The following is an 18730-nucleotide window of genomic DNA, read 5'->3' on the forward strand; positions in this document are numbered from 1 at the left end:
AAGATTTTTGCCCACGGATTTTCACGGATGTACACTGATTTATGGATGCGGGCGAGATCGGGTAGTTCTGTTGAGCTTTTCGGCTATTGAGCCATCCAGCTATCTCGCTATCCAGCCATGAAGAAAAAGAGCGCGGTTCCCGCTTATTGAAATCGGATTGGCACGGATGGAAGAGCGGTGGACCAAGGCTGTGAGCAGGCTTTCTGGGGACGCTGTTTTGCAGCTCAACTATCCCCTGAAACGGTGGGCCGTCAGCCGGGGTTCCGCGCGGAGCGCTCCCCTTGCAATTGCCTTGCAGCAGGATAGCGGTTGGCCGGAAGCCCGGGAAAAAGAATAGATGGGATGAGTCGAAAAATGCCTGGAGCGGCAGGATGGCTTAAGGCTCGGCTGGAGTTGCGGGTGCGCGGCTTACGCCCTGCGCCGATAGAACTAACACCTGCAGATAACGTTTCGGATCACCGGATCGTCAGGGGTGTAATCCGGTCTCGAGGGGGAGAAATCGGCATCGGTTATTTCGATCGACGAGATGCAATCGACACGAAAGAGCTTCCACCCGTAGGTTTTGAACGTGTTGCTGAAACCGCCGACCTGAAACGAACGGAGCGCTTCAATACCGTTATCCGTGGTGCCGACAAGAAACGGTTCGAGCAGACGATGCCCTCCCTCACCATGAAAAAAAACCGATACCACCTTTTTTTGGGCGATGGCTTTTTTGAGTACTGACAGCATGATCCGTTAACGAATGGAGTTGAAGGATGTATGGGGTTGTTTCTTTGGGGGAAACAGCCATCGTTACACATACAGCATATGCGTTATATACATCACATATATGTGTTATTAAAGTATAACAGATTATAACATATTATTGAAACACTTTATAGCGATATGCTTATTTTACAAGCAAATATCAGAATTATACCATTACATGGCCTGCTATGTCAGTTCATTCTGAATTTATTCCGGAGACGGGGTTTTCTCTTTGTTCGCTTTGTTACGGTTCAGAAAAATCGATAGCGGTTAGGGAAGCGTTTTTTTACACCGGGTCAGGCCGGAAACCATCGAGAAAAAAGAACGGAACGATACGGCATAATGCGGCCGGGAGAATGCGACGCATGAGGGAATACCCCTGGTTCAACAAGAAAACCATAAAAACGGGATGCGGGATTATATTCGTTTTGCTATATTCAGCTGTTGTGACCCTCTTGGTGCGGCAATACCGCATCTCACAAACGAATCTCTGTATAATAAATCATTTCGGACGGCTGTTCCGGCTGCTGAAGTCCGAACAAAAAGAGGCGAAGCTTTTTTGTCAACCCCCATGAACAAAAAACTGCCGAAGTTATGCTGAACCCCAAATTTCTGTTTCCTGTCCCGGTGATTGCCGCTGCTGCCTGGGATCTTTCTGCAGGCAGCTTACCTGTCGATTCCGGGATTCGTGCCGCCGGATCCGACACGGCTTCCGTCATCGAAGCGGCTATTTTTCCGCTTATGGAGTACACCGGCATTTACTTTACGGCGCTGGTGGTATCTTTTGCCGTTATCCTCCTGCTTCGGGTACAGGCCGAAAAACTCGGCCTTATCGACATGCCGGACGGCGTGCGTAAAATCCATACCGTCGCAAAACCCCTTGTTGGCGGACTCGGCATGGTAGCCGGCGTTATCGCCTCCATGCTTGTCTTCCTGCCCGTTTCAGAATATGCGGGTCTGCTTCCGGCTATTCTCATAATCGCGACGGTCGGGTTTTTCGACGACCGCCACGACGTCAGTTTCAAAATCCGTTTCGCGGTTCAGGCCCTGGCCACGATATTGGTTATGCATTTCAGCGGCGCCGTTCTGCATTCTTTCGGAAACATCCTTGGTTTCGGCCCTCTTCTGACCGGCCCTTTTGCCTACGCCATCACGATATTCTGCGTTATCGGCGTCATCAATGCCATGAATATGATCGATGGCCTCGACGGCCTTGCAGGCAGTATTTCGCTGATAGCATTCAGCGCATTCGGCATCCTCGCCTGGCTTAACGGTCAAACCGCCCTGGTGCTGACGAGCGTCGCCTTCGTCGGTGCGCTGGCCGCCTTCCTGCGCTTCAACTGGTTTCCTTCGAAGCTCTTTATGGGGGACGCCGGCAGCATGACGCTGGGCTTTTCGCTTGCGTTTTTCGCCATTCAGACCACTCAGGGAGATACCGTCGTATCGCCCGCGGCAGCGCTGCTCGTGCTCGCGCTTCCCGTTTCAGACACCATCGTCGTCATGATCAAGCGGATGATTCAGGGAAAAAGCCCCTTCTACGCCGATAAAACCCATTTCCACCATGTTCTCAAGGCCATGGGTCTCGATCACAGGAAAGCCGTTATCATCATGGCGACCGCCACGGCGGCCTCATCGGGCATTGCCATCGTCGGCACCATGCTTCAACTGCCGGACGCTTTGCTCTTTACCATCTACCTTTTCTGTTTTGCGGCATACTTCGCTGCTTCTTACCGCGTTAAATCGATCTACCGCGTCATCGTCTGGCTGCGCCGCCAGACCATATTCAATATCGATCTCGATAAGGTGCTGAGGTAGAAGTCTTCCCGTCTAAGTGGCATCCAGCCATTTTCCCCTGACACACAGCGTAGAACCCGTAACTCCCGCATAAGCTTGACAGCTGATGCGGGACGGGGCCGGTTTGCCCGAAAGCGCCGGAGGTGCGGCCTGCCGGTATCGCGGGTTTGAACAAGAAAAAGTGCGGTTCCGAGGGATTGAATTCAAACCTTTTTTGCCAGACTGACAATATTGCTGCTGCCCGGAATCGGGTACGGTGCCCCGATTTCACAGAGTTGTAACAGTTGGACTGTTGCTCGACTTTACAATAACAAGTAACATGATATTGTCGTGCTTGTATCAAGTGCGATGAATGCGTGACGATGCATGAGTTTCATGTTAATGGTAACAATAAATTTTACAGCCATGTCTAACGAACAGATTGAAAGGGTGCCCTTGACGCAGGAAGAGCGTGAAGAGGAGATCAGGCTTGCGGCTTACTATCTCTGGAAGGAAAAAGGCGAACCCGACGGGACCGATGTCGAGGATTGGCTGGAAGCCGAGGCGAGCCTGCCTGAGGAGAATTCCTGAAAAGTACGCCTGATCCGTGTGAGCCGACCGACAGCAACCGTAACAAGGTGTTTTCCTCCCTCTTCACCGGTTTGCTGTCGGTCGGCTTTTTTTAGGGTACCTCTATAAAGTTATTGCGCACCCACATTGCTGCGTTGGTCGGTGCTCTAAATCCTCATGTACTCCGTGTACACTCCGGTTTCTCCGCTCCGTCCGCCTTGCACTTTGATCGATCATCACACTTTATAGAGGTGCCCTTTATTACGGGCAGGCTCCTGATCAAAACGGTCGAATTTAAAATTTATTGGTTGTTATGGCTCCATCAGGAAAAAATTACCATTGCGAGGGTTCATGTTCAAACGTGCCGATTACCGCAATGCTTATCGAAGAGCTTTCTGCGATCCGCAAAGAGATTGTGGCCGATACATCGACAATCCACCTCGAAAAGGTCCATCAGAACTACCGCGAGAGCGCAATAAACCTGCTTCATTATCTCGGTCTTCGCCGCCACGATCGCAGGGAACTGCAAATGAAACTTGCGACACAGGGTCTTTCTTCTCTCGGCAGGGCCGAATCACATGTGCTGGCGACCATTGACGCTGTTTTACGGACGCTCCGCCATGTAGAGCAGGAGCCAATCCCTCCCGAAGAAATCCCGGAACCGATTGATTTTATTCCTGGCCTGAGATTGCTTGCACAGCATACTGAGTCTGTACTTGGTCCTTCACCGCAAGGCAGAAACGTAAGAATCATGGTAACCATGCCGACAGAAGCTGCCTGCGATTATTCGCTGGTTCATGATCTTGTAATGGCCGGAATGGATTGCATGCGTATCAATTGCGCTCATGACGACTCGTCGTTATGGCTGAAAATGGTTGAGCACTTGCGGCTGGCCGAAAAAGCTGTCGGGCGGTCATGCCGGATTGCCATGGATATTGCGGGGCCAAAGCTGCGTACTGGCCCGATCGAGCCCGGGCCGACGGTCATGAGAATCCGGCCGTTTCGTGATATGTATGGCCGGGTTGCTGCGCCGGCAAAAGTATGGCTGACGGAAAAGAGCGATGCAGAGAAACTGGCCTCCGGCAGAAGTGCCGGTATTCCGGTTATTCCTGTTTCAAGTAACTGGCGTTCCTCACTCCGCAAGGGTGACCGGGTTCGATTTCTGGATGCAAGAAATGCGAACAGGGAATTTGCAGTTATTGATGTCTGCAATGACGGTTGTCTTTGCGAACTGTCAAAAACGGCTTATATCGTGCCCGGAACATTACTCTGCAGGATGCGCGATGGTATGGAGCAGGAAACAATTGTCGGGGATTTTCCGGCTTTGATAAACAGTATTCCGTTGAAAATAAACGATCAGCTTCTTTTAACCAGGGATAGCGCGCCAGGCCGGCCGGCGATATCCGACAAGGACGGCTGTCTGATTGCCCCTGCGAGAATAGGGTGTTCAATACCTGAAGCTCTCGATCATGTGCGACCGGGTGAACACGTATGGTTCGATGACGGAAAGATCGGCGGCATTGTGGAGAGGAATGAAGAACATGGCGTTCTTGTAAACATAACCCATACGAGGGCGGGAGGAGGAAAGCTGCTTGCGGACAAGGGAATGAATTTTCCGGACAGTGAGCTGCTGATCGGTTCGCTGACGCCAAAAGACCTGGAGGATCTTGCGTTTGCGGCTACGCATGCGGATTTGATAGAACTTTCATTTGCCAATACCGCATCCGACGTACTCGAGCTGCAGCAGCAGCTTCAGAAACCGGGGGATCGGTGTCCTGCGATTGTCCTTAAAATCGAAACCCGTAAAGGATTTGAAAATCTGCCTGAAATGCTGTTAGCCGCCATGCAGTGGCCTGCTTGCGGGGTGATGATTGCCAGAGGTGATCTGGCTGTCGAATGCGGTTTTGAGCGGATGGCCGAAGTTCAGGAGGAGATCCTGTGGATTTGCGAAGCTGCACATGTTCCGGTGATATGGGCTACACAGGTGCTTGAAACAATGGCAAAAGAGGGAATCCCCTCAAGAGCCGAAATCACTGATGCCGCGATGGGCGACCGGGCCGAATGCGTAATGCTGAACAAGGGCCCGCATGTTCGGGAGGCTGTAAAAACGCTTGACGACATCCTCCGCAGAATGCAGCACCATGTCTCGAAAAAATGCGCCATGCTCCGGGAGCTGCATATTGCGCACAATATGCGGAAATGATGCTCACAGCGGCAAGTATGGCAGCAAGTAGGGGACGTTGTTTTGCAGCTCAACTTACCCCGAATCAGGTTTTCCGGTCTTCTGAATATCAAAGGGTTACGGCTTCTCGCCGATGACTGCCTCATTGATGCTTCTTCAGCATGTTGCTGACCGCACTGGTGCTCACTCCAAGCCACCTTGCCGTTTCGGCAAGCGTCAGGCCATAGGCGAAGACGAATTTCACGGCAATCCGTTGCCGCAGTGCCGGCAAATCGCGGCTCCTGCTTCCCGAGCGGAAAAAGGCTTCCGTCACGCCTGCGTCGTGACATTCCTGCGCAATTACTGACCGGAGCTTTTCGACACGTTCTTTCGGCGACAAGCGTTGCGCCTCCAGCTCTTCGTGTTCTGCTTCTTCGAGTATTTTTCTTACGAAGGCATCGGTTCCGAGAATCCTTTCGTCTCCAAGCGCTTCCATGCCTTGTTTACGCATCGATTGCACGTTAGCCCATCCGCCGTACGACCGGAGCAGTCCGCCTCCCGAAAGATCGGTTTCACGTTTCTGCCCCATCTCTTCCTGCAGATAGGCAAGGTATGCCTTTTTTGCGGAACGTTCGTCGCTGCCGAAGAAACCCAGCACATGGTTCCGATCGAGCCAGTCGTAGCGGACCTTGTTCATGATGGATGCATGTCCTGTCCATGGATATGTGGAGAGATGCTCCAGCGTCTCGACAACCCCGGCTCGAAGCGGGTTAAGATGGATGTAGGCAACCAGTTTTTCGAAGTATGCCTCTTCTTCGCAGACAATGGATTTATAGCGGTTCTGAAAAAGGTGGCCAACGCGTTTGTGGCGTTTGTTGAAGTATTGAGCGTAACCCGAGAGCAGCCGGCGCATGAAGATCGAGATGCCTGACGGGCCGCTTTCGAGCAGAATGTGGACATGGTTGTCCATCAGGGCAAAGGCATAGATGCCGGTTTCGGTGGTTTGGGCCAGGGTGCTCATGCGCCTGAGGAAGTTGCCGCGGTCTGCGTTATCGAGCACGATGTTGCCTTTTTCGATACCACGCATGATGACGTGATGCAATGTGCCGGGTTCGTCAAGTCTCGGTCCTCGTGGCATAAGCTGTTGCGTTTTGGTGATGTCGCAGAGCGTTTTACGTAAATATACGCAACTTCAATGAGGATAGATAAGCTGCAAAACAACGTCCCCAACTTATTCTTTGCTTTTCGTTATATTGGTTGTAGTTGCGGGATGGTTCGATTAACGTTTTAACGCCTTTGCTGAAATATGTTAGCGAGAATTCAGTCTCTGTATCTGTTTATTGCCGGAGCACTTGCTCTGGCGAGCATGTTTGTGCCGTTCTGGAGTTTCAGCGGCGGAGAGGTGGTTTATTTCCGCGATTTCGGGGCTCTGGAGGTTGCGGGGCTTGTGCAGGTTACGGCGAGCTATGCGGCGGGCGTTTTTTCGCCGCTGACTGCGATTGCGGCGATTGCGGCGATTTTTCTGTATGCCAACCGGGCACTGCAGACGAAGCTGATTGCGCTGGCGGTTGTGCTGTTCATGGGCGACCTGGTTTCGGGACTTGTGGCGGCGCATTTCATGAACGAGTATTTCGAGCAGACGATGGCGGCGGCAACGCACAGGCCGGAGGCGGGGTTGTTTATGATGCTGCCTGAACCGGTTCTGTTATGGATGGCGCTGAAAGGCGTCAGAATGGACGACAAGATCGCTAATGCTTATAAACGGCTTTGAGAGGAATGCGCATCGTTTTTTCTGTCGGCGATATTCATGGCATCGGTCCGGAAATCATTCTGAAGAGTTTTCTTAAGCTGCGCGAAACCGGACATTCGTTCGTGGTGGCGGGTTCGTATAAGGCGATGGAGTTCTATCTGACGAGGCTCGGTCTGCCGGTGGAGCTTGAACTGGTGAGCGATGTTTCGGCGGTGGAGGGGTTGTGCGCCACACATTGCGGGGTGCTGCCGGTGCTGAGCGTTGCGGAGCCGACGCAGGTGAAGCCGGGCGTTATTTCGGCCGAAGCGGGAAGGATTGCGATGCTTTCCGTTGCTGCGGCTGCAGAGTTGTGCCGCCAGGGTGTTTGCGATGCGATGGTGACCGCGCCGATCAACAAGGAGGCTGTGGCGCTGGCGGGGTTCAGGGAGAGCGGCCATACGGGTTTTCTGGGGAAGCTCTTCGGCGTGGACTCCCCTTGCATGATGTTTTACGATCCGGTGTCGGAGCTGCGGGTGGCTCTTGCCACCATCCACGAGCCGCTGGAGAGGGTGCCGGAACTGATTCGAACCATGGATCTCGAAGGGTTTCTGGAGCGGCTTGCGCTTTCGATGCGGACGGATTTCGGGCTTGCTCATCCGCGCATAGCGGTGCTGGGGCTGAATCCGCATGCTTCGGATGGCGGCGTGATGGGCTCCGAGGAGATGGCGGCTATCGCTCCCGCGATCGGGCAGGCGGCCAGAAGCGTGCAGGTTGAGGGGCCTTTCGCCGCGGATGGGTTTTTCGGCGCCGGGCGGTACCGGAATTACGATATGACGGTGGCGATGTATCACGATCAGGGGCTTCTGCCTTTCAAGGTGCTGGCGTTCGATACAGGGGTGAACGTTACGCTGGGCCTGCCGATTGTGCGAACATCTCCCGATCACGGAACCAGCTTCGATATTGCCGGCAGCGGAAAGGCATCGGAGAGAAGCTTCTATGAAGCGACGATACTTGCCCTGAAAATTGCGCGATGCAGAAAAGAGGAAAGTTGAACTGCAAAACAACGTCCCCAAATACTGAGTCATCATGATTACATTCATACAGGTGGATCTCGAACTGAACAAAAAGCTGATTTTCCGGGATCTGAACCTTACAATACAACCGGGTGAGCTGGTCTATCTTGTGGGAAAGAGCGGAAGCGGCAAGACGACGCTGCTGAAGTCGCTCTATATGGATATCCGTCCGAAAAAGGGAGAAATCCAGATTGCCGGTTACAGTTCGCGCACAATCACCAAAGGGAAGATTCCTCATCTGCGGCGGCGGCTCGGCATCGTGTTCCAGGATTTCCGCCTGCTGGAGGATCGCAATGTGTTCGATAATCTGGCGTTCGTGCTTAAGGTGACGGGTACGAAGGAGAAGCTGATCGAGGATCAGGTGATGCATGCGTTGCAGAGCGTGGGACTGGAGAGAGCCGCTAAAACGATGCCTGCGAGCCTTTCGGGCGGCGAACAGCAGCGCGTGGCGATTGCCCGGGCGATCGTGCGGGAGCCTCTTGTGGTGCTTGCCGACGAACCGACGGGAAACCTCGATCCCGATACGTCGATCGAGATTCTGGAGTACCTGAAGCGCATCAACAGCAAGGGCATTACGGTGCTTGTCGGCACGCACGATTACGAGCTGGTACGCCACTCCCCTTCCAGAACGCTGCAGATCTGCGATATGAATGTGGCGGAATGCTGCCTGGTGCCATCGGAAACCGGTTATCGGGTTGCGGCAATGGGTTGAAGATCGTTTGCGGTGGGCAGGAGGCCCGGCTATTCAGCCCCGCAGGGGCGGCATATCGGTAGCCCGGGGTGTAAACACGGGTACGGCGCACCCCTATCTATGGGTTTCGGCCCGTAGGGGCCGCGGGGATTGAAGAGGAGGATTTTTGCCCACGGATTAGCACGGATTTTTGGATGTGGGGTTACCGGGTGGTTGTGTTGAGCTTTTCGGCTATTGAGGTATCGGGGTATCCGGCAAGAAGGGAAAGAACGCGGTTCCCGCTTATTGGGAGCTGATTTTCACGGATGGAAGAACGTGGGTCGGAGGCTGTGCTGTGGGTTGTGGCTATTCAGCCCCGCAGGGGCGGCATATCGGTAGCCCGGGGTGTAAACACGGGTACGGCGCACCCCCATCTATGGGTTTCGGCCCGTAGGGGCCGCGGGGATTGAAGAGGAGGATTTTTGCCCACGGATTAGCACGGATTGACACGGATTTTTGGATGTGGGGTTACCGGGTGGTTGTGTTGAGCTTTTCGGCTATTGAGGTGTCGGGGTATCCGGCAAGAAGGGAAAGAACGCGGTTCCCGCTTATTGGGAGCTGATTTTCACGGATGGAAGAACGTGGGTCGGAGGCTGTGCTGTGGGTTGTGGCTATTCAGCCCCGGAGGGGCGGCATATCGGTAGCCCGTGTAAACACGGGTACGGCGCACCCCTATCTATGGGTTTCGGGATTTAAGAGGAAGAGTTGCCCACAGATTTTCACAGATGATTGGGTTATGCGCTATCGGTTATGTGCTTAGTTGCTATTGAGACATCGAGCTGTCCCGCTATCCAGCCTTAAGATGAAGAGCGCGGTTCCCGCTGATTGAAATCGGATTTGCACGGATATTTATTGCGGTTCGTGAAATAGATATTTTTTGTCGAACGAAACAGCGAATTCCTGCAACAGATCCTGGTATTCTTCCTGAATTGTTCGATATCGGAGGTGTTCTTCCTGATTATCGATGTAGTGACCCCGGTTCACCGCTCTTCCATCCGTGAAAATCCGCTCCCCAATCAGCGGGAACCGCGCTCCCCATCTTACAACCAAATAACCCAACAGCACAATAGCCGAAAACCATAACACAACCCCCCAGACACCACCTCACCCATCAATCCGTGCCAATCCGTGGGAACATATCTTCCTCTTCAATCCCCGAAACCATAGATGGGGGATGGACGCCGGATTATATTAGGGGACGTATTAGGGGACGTTGTTTTGCAGTTCAACTATATTCGATTCAGGCTTTTCTGAATTTCTGAACCTCAACAGATCACGGGGCACCGCATATAGGATGCGTTCGGGTTGAGCTGCAAAACAACGTCCCCTACTATGAGGTGCCCCGGGGTTTAACCCGGGGTTGTGGCTTTATCGGCTCATGTCTTTTACTTCTTCGAGGACGAAGAGGAGCTGGCCTTGTTTTACCATCTGGTTGATGGTTCCGGCTATTTCCCTGACTTGCGCGTCGTAGGGGGCGAGGATGGCGTTTTCCATTTTCATGGCTTCGAGGTTTGCGATTTCTTCGCCTTTGTGGACGATGTCGCCGACTTTGATGGGGCCTCGTTCGGGGTTGCCGATTCGCCAGAGGGTTGCGTTGAGGGGGGCACCGACGTCGGCGGGGCCTCTGGCTGTGCGCGTTTCGGTTTTTCTGGCGCGGGGCGTTTCGATTTTGAAGACGCGCATCTGGTTGTTGACTTTCATGACGGCGTGAATGATGCCGTCGTGTTCGGTTCCGATGGAGATGCGTTCGATGCAGTATGGTACGCCGCGGTATTCGAATTCGACGGTGTCGCCGGTTTTTCCGAGGCCTGACCGCCAGACGTCGGTGGGCAGGAGCTGGGGGGCGTCCCCGTATTTTTCGCGGAAGTTGATGAGTTCGAGCGCGTCCTTGGGGTGCATGAGGTAGAGGATGAACTCTTCTTCGCCTGGTGCGCGGTCGAGCTTTTCGGCAAGTTCTTTGCGAAGGCGGGCTATGTCTTCGTCCGGCAGGGCGTCGAGGGGCGAGTCTTCGCGGCGCTGGGCGATTTTTTCCTGGGCTTCGTCGCCGAAGGCGCTCCGGTAGACCCAGTCGGCGGGCCATCCCATGGGGAGTTTGCCGTAGCTGCCGGTGATGAGGTTTTTGAAGTCTCCGGGCGCGGTGCGGAAGAGCTGGAGCAGTTCGTTGCGGTCCTGGGGCGTCATGGCGTCGAATTCCTGGTCGTTTTGTTCGACGAAGCGGACGAGGAGGTCGATGACGTGGCTGACGCCGGCCATGCCGCGTTCTTTGGCGTAGTGGTTGACGATGCCGCTGCAGGTGACCCAGGTGATCTGGGAGCCGGGGGTGACGTCGAAGTAGCGGACGATCCGGTTGTAGAGCGACATGACTTTGAGTATGGCGGGCATGAGGTGCAGGAAGCCGCCTTTTTCGGCCTGCTCGAAGGAGCTGGGAAATGCGCCGCCGGGCATGCGGTGCTGGAGCACGCCGTGGTCGAAGCCTTTGAAGGGGGATTCGGCCCATTCGTAGTGGCGGATCCATTCGCGGACTTTCTGTACGGCGCCGTCGGCGGCTTTGCGGTTGAGATGGACTTTCATGCCGGATTCTTCGAGGTATGTGGCGACGCTGAGCAGCGGGGCCTGGCCGTAGAAGCGGGTGAGGGAGTCTTCTTCGACGTCGAGAATGCTTGCGCCGGCTTCGGCGGCGGCCAGAAGCGCGGGAATGGCGAGGCCGTCGGTTGCGTGGCGGTGGTACTGGAGCACGAGGTCGGGGTATGCCTGCTTGATGGCGTCGAAGAGCGATCGGATGCGCCGGGGGCTGCCGACTCCGGCCATGTCCTTGATGCAGAGGATGATTTCGTCGGTGCCGCCGCAGAGGTCTACGATTTCGTCGACGAGTCCGAGGAAGTATTCGTTTGTGGTCCAGTCGGCCTGGGTGAAGGCGATTGCCGGCTGGAACATGCGGCCGCGGTTCATGACGACTTCGGCTACCATGCGCATGTTGCGGACGTCGTTGAGGAAGGAGAAGCAGCGCCAGACGTCGATATCGACGCGGGAGACGACGTGTTCGATGATGTTTTTGGGGTATGGCCGGTAGCCCCACATGTTGGTTTCGCGCACGAGCGTCTGCAGGAGCACGTCGGGCATTTTTTCGCGCAGTATGGCGATCTCTTCGAAGGGGCTTTCGCGGCGGTTCATGACGCCGACGTGCCAGCGGGCGCCGCCGTGGCATTCCGCGCTGAAGAGGCCCATCCGGTTGTAGTGTTCGGAGAGCGTGGAGAGGTCGCGCATGCGCAGCCGGTTTTTGTAGTCGGACTGGCCGGCGTCTCTCATGCCGGTCGATGTGAGCGCTATTGCCTGCAGGTTGCGGACGTTATTGACGATTTCCCGGGGGCTCATGCCGGGTTTGACGAATACGGAGTCTGTCATGAGTGTTTAGATCCAGTTGGGTGTTCCAAGTGCTGAAATTTCTGCTACGTATCTGGCGATCTTGAGCGCTTCTTCTTCGCTGTCGCCTTCGGGAAACATGGCGACGAGTTCGTCCATGTGGTCTTCGATGAACCGGGTCGAGAAGTCGCCTTTCTGGAAGTCCTGGTGGCGGATGATGCTGAGCAGGAGCGGTGTGAGGATTTTCACCCCTTCGACCCTGAGGTTGCGGCAGAGCATGCTGTCCATTTTCATGATGGCGGTTTCGCGGTCGGGGCCGGTGGTCATGAGCAGCATGATGAGCGAGTCGTAGTAGGGCGGAACTTCGGAGCCTTCATAGACACCCTGCGATACCCTCGCGCCGGGGTAAAGGTTGAGGTGGAGGCGGCTGATGGTGCCAAAGGAGGGGCTGAAGGTGGCCGGGTCTTCGGCGTTGAGACGGACTTCGAGCGCCCAGCGGTTGGGTCGGATGTCTTCCTGGATGAAGGCGAGCGGTTCGCCCTGGGCGATGTCGAGCATGAGGCTGACGATGTCGACGCCGGTGACCAGTTCGGTGATGCCGTGCTCGACCTGGAGGCGGGTGTTGACTTCGAGGAAGTAGAATTTGCAAGTGTCGGAGTCGAAGAGGAACTCGACCGTGCCGGCGGAGGAGTAGCCGATGCTCTGCATGAGTCGGACGGCGGTGTCGCAGATGTCGTGGCGGACGACGTCGTCGATGCTTGGCGAGGGGGCTTCTTCGATGATTTTCTGGTTGCGGCGCTGGAGCGTGCATTCGCGCTCGTAGAGGTGGATGACGTTGCCGTGCTTGTCGGCGATGATCTGCACCTCGATGTGGCGCCCTTTTTCGATGTATTTTTCGACGAGCACTTCGTCGTTGCCGAAGGATTTTTTCGCTTCGGAGCGGGCTTGCGAGTATGCCGTTTCAATTTCATGGTCGGCGTTGACCTTGACCATGCCTTTGCCGCCGCCGCCCGACGAGGCTTTGATGATGATGGGGAACGCGACGTCCTGCTCCTGCATCCAGGCACGGATTTCGGCTGCGTTCCGGGGGGAGTTGATGCCGGGTATGACAGGCACATCGGCTTGTTCGGCGATGAGCTTTGATTCGATTTTGTCGCCCATTTTGCGGATGACGTCGGGGCCGGGGCCGATCCAGATGAGGCCGGCGTCGATGACTCTTTCGGCAAACAGGGCGTTTTCGGAGAGGAAGCCCCAGCCGGGATGAACGGCGTTGGCTCCGGTTTTGCGGGCAGCTTCGATGATTTTGTCGATGTTGAGGTAGGATTCTATCGGGGGGGCTTCGCCGATATGCACCGCGTCGGTGGCCATGAAGACGTGGGCCGCAAGCCGGTCGGGCGTGCTGTAGACGGCCGTGGTGGGAATTTTACGCTCTCTGCAGGTCTGAATGACCCGTACCGCAGGTACGCCGCGGTTGGCGACGAGTACCTTCCTGATTTTTTTGTCCATGGTGTGTGTATGATTTGGGAATATGCCTTTCTTGCGAACTGAATTCGGGGAGTTGCTCCCTGTTTTCGCCTGTTTTGGCAATCATAATAAATTGCCGATTTTTGTGCAAATTAATTCATTATTATGGATATTTATTCACTTATAACAGTGAAAGAAGTGTTGAAGAATGGGACGTATGGGACTTATGGGACTTATGGAAGAATTCGGAAAGAGTCTTCCTGAGTTCCATTCGTCCCATTAGTCCCATATGTCCCATTTCTCGGAACTCACATTTTACGGAACTCCCGGTTCCTGGTTGGCCGGAAGCCTGGAGGATTTAAGAGGAAGATTTTTACCCACGGATTTTCACGGATTGGCACGGATTTTTGGATGATGGTTGATCGGAGGATTGGGTTATGCTTTCTCGCCATTGAGCCATCCAGCTATCTCGCTATCAAGCAATGAAGAGGAAGAGCGCGGTTCCCGCTTGATTGAATGCGGATTAGCACGGATTAAAAGATTGTGGGCCGTGAGTGGTGGGCGGTGGGATTGAAGAGGATGATTTTTGCCCACGGATTTTCACGGATTTTTGGATGAGGGATTACCGGGGATTGTATCAAGCTCTTCAGCCATTGAGCTGTCGGGCTATCCAGCCATGAAGAGGAAGAGCGCGGTTCCCGCTGATTGAAAACGGATTTTAACGGATTGAAGACGTGTGGGCTGTAAGCGGTGAGACGTGGGCCCGGCTCGGGGGCGTCCGGCTCTGGGGATGGAACCGATGGGACTGATGGGAGGTATGCGACGAATGGGACAGATGTTACCTATGGGACTTATGGGACTTATGGGACTTATGGGACTTATGGGACTTATGGGACTTATGGGACTTATGGGACTTATGGAAGAATTCGGAAAGAGTCTTCTGAGTTCCATTCGTCCCATAGTTCCCATACGTCCCATTTCACCAAACCCCCATTTCCCCGAGCTCCCCGGGGTCCGGGGAGCGGCGAAGGAAAGGGCGGGTCAGGAGCAGCCGGTGGTGGTGCCGCAGTCTTCGCAGACTTTGCAGGTGCCGTTCTGTTTGACTCGCATGGAGCCGCAGTTTTCGCATTGTTCGCCGGTATAGCCCTGCACTTTGGCCTGGAGTACCTGGGTTTTGAGGTTCGATGCGTATTCGGAGGTCGCGTGGTGGTGCGCGGGGACGTGCTCGAGGGTGGGTTCGGGCGGATGGATGCCGTTGCTCCTCGTTTTGTCTTCGGCTTCTCCGTTGGCGGGGACTTCGTCGACGGCTTTGACGTGGACGAAGTCTTTGCGGCCGAGGTAGTCGTAACCGATGGAACGGAAGACGTAGTCGAGTATGGAGGTGGAGTTTTTAATGGCGTTGTGGCCCTGTACCGCGCCGGCGGGCTCGAAGCGGGTGAAGGTGAAGCTGTCTACGAGTTCTTCGAGCGGCATGCCGTATTGGAGGGCTTTTGATGCGAGCACGGCGAAGCAGTTGAGGAGCCCTTTGAAGGAGGCGCCTTCCTTGTACATGTCGATGAATATTTCGCCGAGCGAGCCGTCTTCGTATTCGCCGGTACGGAGGAAGACTTTGTGGCCGCCGACGTAGGCTTCGCGGATGTAGCCTTTGCGCCGTTTGGGCAGAAGCCTGCGCTCGGAGCGGTGGTAGACCCGTTCGATGATGCGTTCCTGGACTTCGCGGGGCCCTTTGGTTTCGTCGAGGGTTTCCTCGGTGCCGAGCATGATGATTTCGTCGAGATCCTTGTAGCTCGATATGTTGAGCGGCTGGGAGAGTTTGGAGCCGTCGCGGTAGATGGTGATGGCTTTGACCATGTGCTGCCAGGCGGAGCGGTAGACGTCGCCGATTTCAGCCGTGGTGGCGGTGTCGGGCATGTTGACGGTTTTGGATATTGCTCCGGATATGAAGGGCTGCACGGCGGACATCATGTGGACGTGGGCCATATGGCCGATGTAGCGCTCCCCTTTTCTGCCGCAGCGGCTTGCGCAGTCGAAAACCGGCAGATGTTCGAGCTTGAGGTGGGGCGCTCCTTCGATGGTCATGGTGCCGCAGATGTAGTCGTTGGCGGCTTCGGCGTCCTGCTGCGTGGCACCGAGCGCCTGGAGCATGTCGAAGTCGGGGCTGTCGAGCTGTTCGTCGGTGAAACCAAGCGAGAGGCAGAACTCTTCGCCAAGGATCCATTTGTTGAAGGCGAAGCGTATGTCGAAGACGGTTTCGAGCTGCGAATTGACCAGCTCGATCTTTTCGTCGTCGAATCCCCTGCTTTTGAGCCACTGTTTGTTGATGGAGGGGCATCCGGCAAGGGTGCCGTGCCCTTTGCAGTATTTTTCGATGTCGTCGATCTGCTCTGCGGTGTAGCCGAGCCGCTGGAGCGCTTTGTGTACGGACTGGTTGACGATTTTGAAGTAGCCGCCGCCGGCGAGTTTTTTGAATTTGACGATGGCGAATTCGGGTTCGACCCCGGTGGTGTCGCAGTCCATGACGAGGCCGATGGTGCCGGTCGGGGCGATGACGCTAACCTGGGCGTTGCGATAACCGTACTTTTTGCCTTTCTGCAGAGCTTCGTCCCAGATTCTGCCGGCGGCTTCGAAGAGGTCGGTCGGGCAGTATTCGCTGTCGATACCGCGAGGTTTAACGGAAAGCCCTTCGTACTCTTCTTCGGAGAGGTTGTGGGCCGCCCGGCGGTGGTTGCGAATGACGCGGAGCATCTCTTTGGAGTTTTCGGCGTAACCCGCGAAGGCACCGAGGTCTTTGGCCATGTCGGCAGAGGTGACGTAGGCCTGGCCGGTGATGAGCGCGGAGATGGCGCCGGCGATAGCGAGAGCCTTTGGCGAGTCGTAGGGTATGCCGAATACCATGAGAACGGTGCCGAGGTTGGCGAAACCAAGTCCGAGTGTACGGTACTGGTAGCTGAGTCGGGCGATATCTTTCGAGGGAAAGTGCGCCATGAGCACCGATATTTCGAGCACGACGGTCCAGAGGGCCGAGGCGTGCAGGAGCTCTTTGATCCTGATTTTTCCGGTGGCCTCATCGACGAAGTGGATGAGGTTGAGGCTCGCGAGGTTGCAGGCGGTGTCGTCGAGGAACATATACTCGCTGCACGGGTTGCTGGCGTTTATGCGGCCGCTCCGGGGGCAGGTGTGCCATTCGTTGATGGTGGTGTCGAACTGGAGGCCGGGGTCGGCGCATTTCCAGGCACTCATGAGGATCTTTTCCCAGAGGTCACGGGCTTTGACAGCGCGGGCGGTCCTGCCGGTGGTGCGTTCGCGCAGCGCCCACATTTCGTCGTTTTCGACGGCTTTCATGAAGGCGTTGGTGACCCTGACGGTGTTGTTGGAGTTCTGGCCGCCGACGGTCTGGTATGCTTCTGATTCGTAGTGGGTGTCGTATTCGTCGAAGTCGAGGGTTGTGTAGCCCTGGTCGACGAGGGCGAGCACCCTGACGATGTAGGTCATGGGGACTCCCCTGCCGAGCGCGTTCCGGATGAGCTGCTGCAGTTTGGGGTTTTCGGTACGGTCGGATCCGTTCCGGATGGCTTCGTCGACGATGGCTTTGAGGAAGCGGGAACAGATGCGGGATCCGGCTACGAGGGAGGCCACCTTGTCTTCTTCGCGGGCTTTCCATTCGATGAAGCGTTCGACGTCGGGGTGGTCGATATCGACGATGACCATTTTGGCCGCCCTGCGGGTGGTGCCGCCGGATTTGATGGCGCCGGCCGCGGAGTCGAATATTTTAAGGAAGCTCATGAGGCCTGAGGAACTGCCGCCGCCGCTGAGTTTTTCGCCCGACGAGCGGAGGTTGGAGTAGTTGGTGCCGGAGCCGCTGCCGAATTTGAAAACGCGGGCTTCGCGCACGGCGAGGTCGAAGATGCCGCCTTCGTTGACGAGGTCGTCGTTGACGGACTGGATGAAGCAGGCGTGGGCCTGCGGCCGGGTGTAGGCGTCTTCGGATTCCCTGATCCCGCCTGTTGCGGGATCGACGTAGAAGTGCCCCTGCGCGGGTCCGTCGATGCCGTAGGCGAAGTTGAGACCGGTGTTGAACCATTGCGGCGAGTTTGGAGCTCCCATCTGGCTGAGCAGCATGTATGCCACTTCGTCGTAGAATGCCTGGGCGTCTTCTGGCGTATCGAAGTACCGGTTTTTTTCGCCCCATTCGCGCCAGCAGCCGGCCAGACGGTGTACGACCTCCTTGATGGAGCGTTCGCTGCCGGTGACGGGCTGGCCGGTTTCGTCAAGCACTGGGTTGCCCTGGGCGTCACGCTGGGGAACGCCGGTTTTACGGAAATATTTTTGAGCGAGAATGTCGGCGGCTACCTGCGACCAGTGGGCCGGCACCTCGATGTCGTTGAGCTCGAACACTTTGGATCCGTCGGGGTTGCGCAGGACGGAGGTGCGGAGCGTATAGTCGAAACGGTCGTAAACGTTTTCTCCGGAAGCGGTGAACAGACGGGATATTTTCATGTACAGTCTCCAGAATCGATGAATGGTTATTTATAGGCAAATCATTCGGTTTTAATGACTTACCTTATCCCGGAAATAAACCGGAAGCCGTCGGGCAATCTCGATACGGCAAGAGTATGAGCAATATAAACGCTGCTGAAAAAAAAGTCATGAATATAAAAAAATATTGCTGCTTCAACCCCGGAGGGGCGGTTGTTAGACCGCGGGAATTGAGGAGGAAGGTTGTCGCCCATGGACTGGAATCAGGAGTCGGATGTAGGGAAAGGAAGATTTTGCCCACGGATTTTCACGGATTGGCACGGATTTTTGGATGAGGGATTACCGGGGATTGTATCAAGCTCTTCAGCCATTGAGCTGTCGGGCTATCCAGCCATGAAGAGGAAGAGCGCGGTTCCCGCTGATTAAAAACGGATTTTCACGGATTAAAAGATTGTGGGCCGTGAGTGGTGGGCGGTGGGCAGTTAGCCGGTAGCCCGAAGGATTGAACGAGCAAGATTTTTGCCCACGGATTTTCACCGATTGGCACGGATTTTTGGATGAGGGGTTACCGGGGGTTGTATCAAGCTCTTCAGCCATTGAGCTGTCGGGCTATCAAGCAATGAAGAGGAAGAGCGCGGTTCCCGCTG

11 protein-coding genes are annotated in these 18730 nt (G+C 55.4%); 6 read left to right on the top strand and 5 right to left on the bottom strand.

What is annotated here, in order from left to right:
- Positions 1-429 precede the first annotated feature (429 nt).
- Positions 430-729 (bottom strand): hypothetical protein, encoded by a 300-nt coding sequence (locus K4305_RS12205; RefSeq protein ID WP_331562758.1) that lies wholly within the window; start codon positions 727-729, stop codon positions 430-432.
- Between the two features lie 612 nt (positions 730-1341).
- Here K4305_RS12205 and K4305_RS12210 point away from each other — a divergent pair.
- The 3 genes from K4305_RS12210 (at position 1342) to K4305_RS12220 (ending at position 5293) form a co-directional block, all read left to right on the top strand.
- Positions 1342-2562 carry an MraY family glycosyltransferase gene (locus K4305_RS12210; RefSeq protein ID WP_331562760.1) on the top strand — a complete coding sequence of 407 codons (1221 nt, stop codon included), beginning with the start codon at positions 1342-1344 and terminating at the stop codon, positions 2560-2562.
- Positions 2563-2946: 384 nt separating this feature from the next.
- A complete protein-coding gene (locus tag K4305_RS12215) occupies positions 2947-3111 on the top strand; it encodes a DUF2934 domain-containing protein (RefSeq protein ID WP_331562761.1) in 165 nt (54 codons plus the stop codon).
- Between the two features lie 292 nt (positions 3112-3403).
- Positions 3404-5293, top strand: coding sequence for a pyruvate kinase (locus tag K4305_RS12220; RefSeq protein WP_292001640.1), 1890 nt, complete (start codon positions 3404-3406; stop codon positions 5291-5293).
- A 121-nt stretch (positions 5294-5414) separates the two neighbouring features.
- Here the strand turns inward: K4305_RS12220 and K4305_RS12225 are convergent, their stop codons facing one another.
- Positions 5415-6389, bottom strand: coding sequence for a transposase (locus K4305_RS12225; protein WP_331562764.1), 975 nt, complete (start codon positions 6387-6389; stop codon positions 5415-5417).
- Positions 6390-6557: 168 nt separating this feature from the next.
- On the opposite strand from K4305_RS12225, the gene K4305_RS12230 reads away from it, so the two are divergent.
- Genes K4305_RS12230 through K4305_RS12240 form a run of 3 tightly spaced genes read left to right on the top strand, consistent with a single transcriptional unit; the run spans position 6558 to position 8765 of the window.
- Complete coding sequence (locus K4305_RS12230) at positions 6558-7022, top strand: DUF4293 domain-containing protein (RefSeq protein ID WP_331562765.1); 465 nt, start codon at positions 6558-6560, stop codon at positions 7020-7022.
- 5 nt (positions 7023-7027) lie between these two features.
- Positions 7028-8032 carry a 4-hydroxythreonine-4-phosphate dehydrogenase PdxA gene (gene pdxA, locus K4305_RS12235; protein WP_331562767.1) on the top strand — a complete coding sequence of 335 codons (1005 nt, stop codon included), beginning with the start codon at positions 7028-7030 and terminating at the stop codon, positions 8030-8032.
- Between the two features lie 34 nt (positions 8033-8066).
- Positions 8067-8765 carry a cell division ATP-binding protein FtsE gene (locus tag K4305_RS12240; RefSeq protein ID WP_331562768.1) on the top strand — a complete coding sequence of 233 codons (699 nt, stop codon included), beginning with the start codon at positions 8067-8069 and terminating at the stop codon, positions 8763-8765.
- Positions 8766-10151: 1386 nt separating this feature from the next.
- Here the strand turns inward: K4305_RS12240 and K4305_RS12245 are convergent.
- The 3 genes from K4305_RS12245 to K4305_RS12255 all read right to left on the bottom strand — a co-directional run bounded on the left by K4305_RS12245 (position 10152) and on the right by K4305_RS12255 (position 18104).
- A complete protein-coding gene (locus K4305_RS12245) occupies positions 10152-12185 on the bottom strand; it encodes a biotin/lipoyl-containing protein (RefSeq protein ID WP_331562769.1) in 2034 nt (677 codons plus the stop codon).
- A gap of 6 nt (positions 12186-12191) precedes the next feature.
- Positions 12192-13649: an acetyl-CoA carboxylase biotin carboxylase subunit gene (locus tag K4305_RS12250; protein ID WP_331562770.1), complete on the bottom strand. Its 1458-nt coding sequence runs from the start codon at positions 13647-13649 to the stop codon at positions 12192-12194.
- Positions 13650-14648: 999 nt separating this feature from the next.
- Positions 14649-18104 (bottom strand): vitamin B12-dependent ribonucleotide reductase, encoded by a 3456-nt coding sequence (locus K4305_RS12255; RefSeq protein WP_331562771.1) that lies wholly within the window; start codon positions 18102-18104, stop codon positions 14649-14651.
- Positions 18105-18730 lie beyond the last annotated feature (626 nt).

The sequence above is a fragment of the Chlorobium sp. genome, assembly GCF_036528655.1.
In the GTDB taxonomy this organism is placed as follows: Bacteria; Bacteroidota; Chlorobiia; order Chlorobiales; family Chlorobiaceae; genus Chlorobium.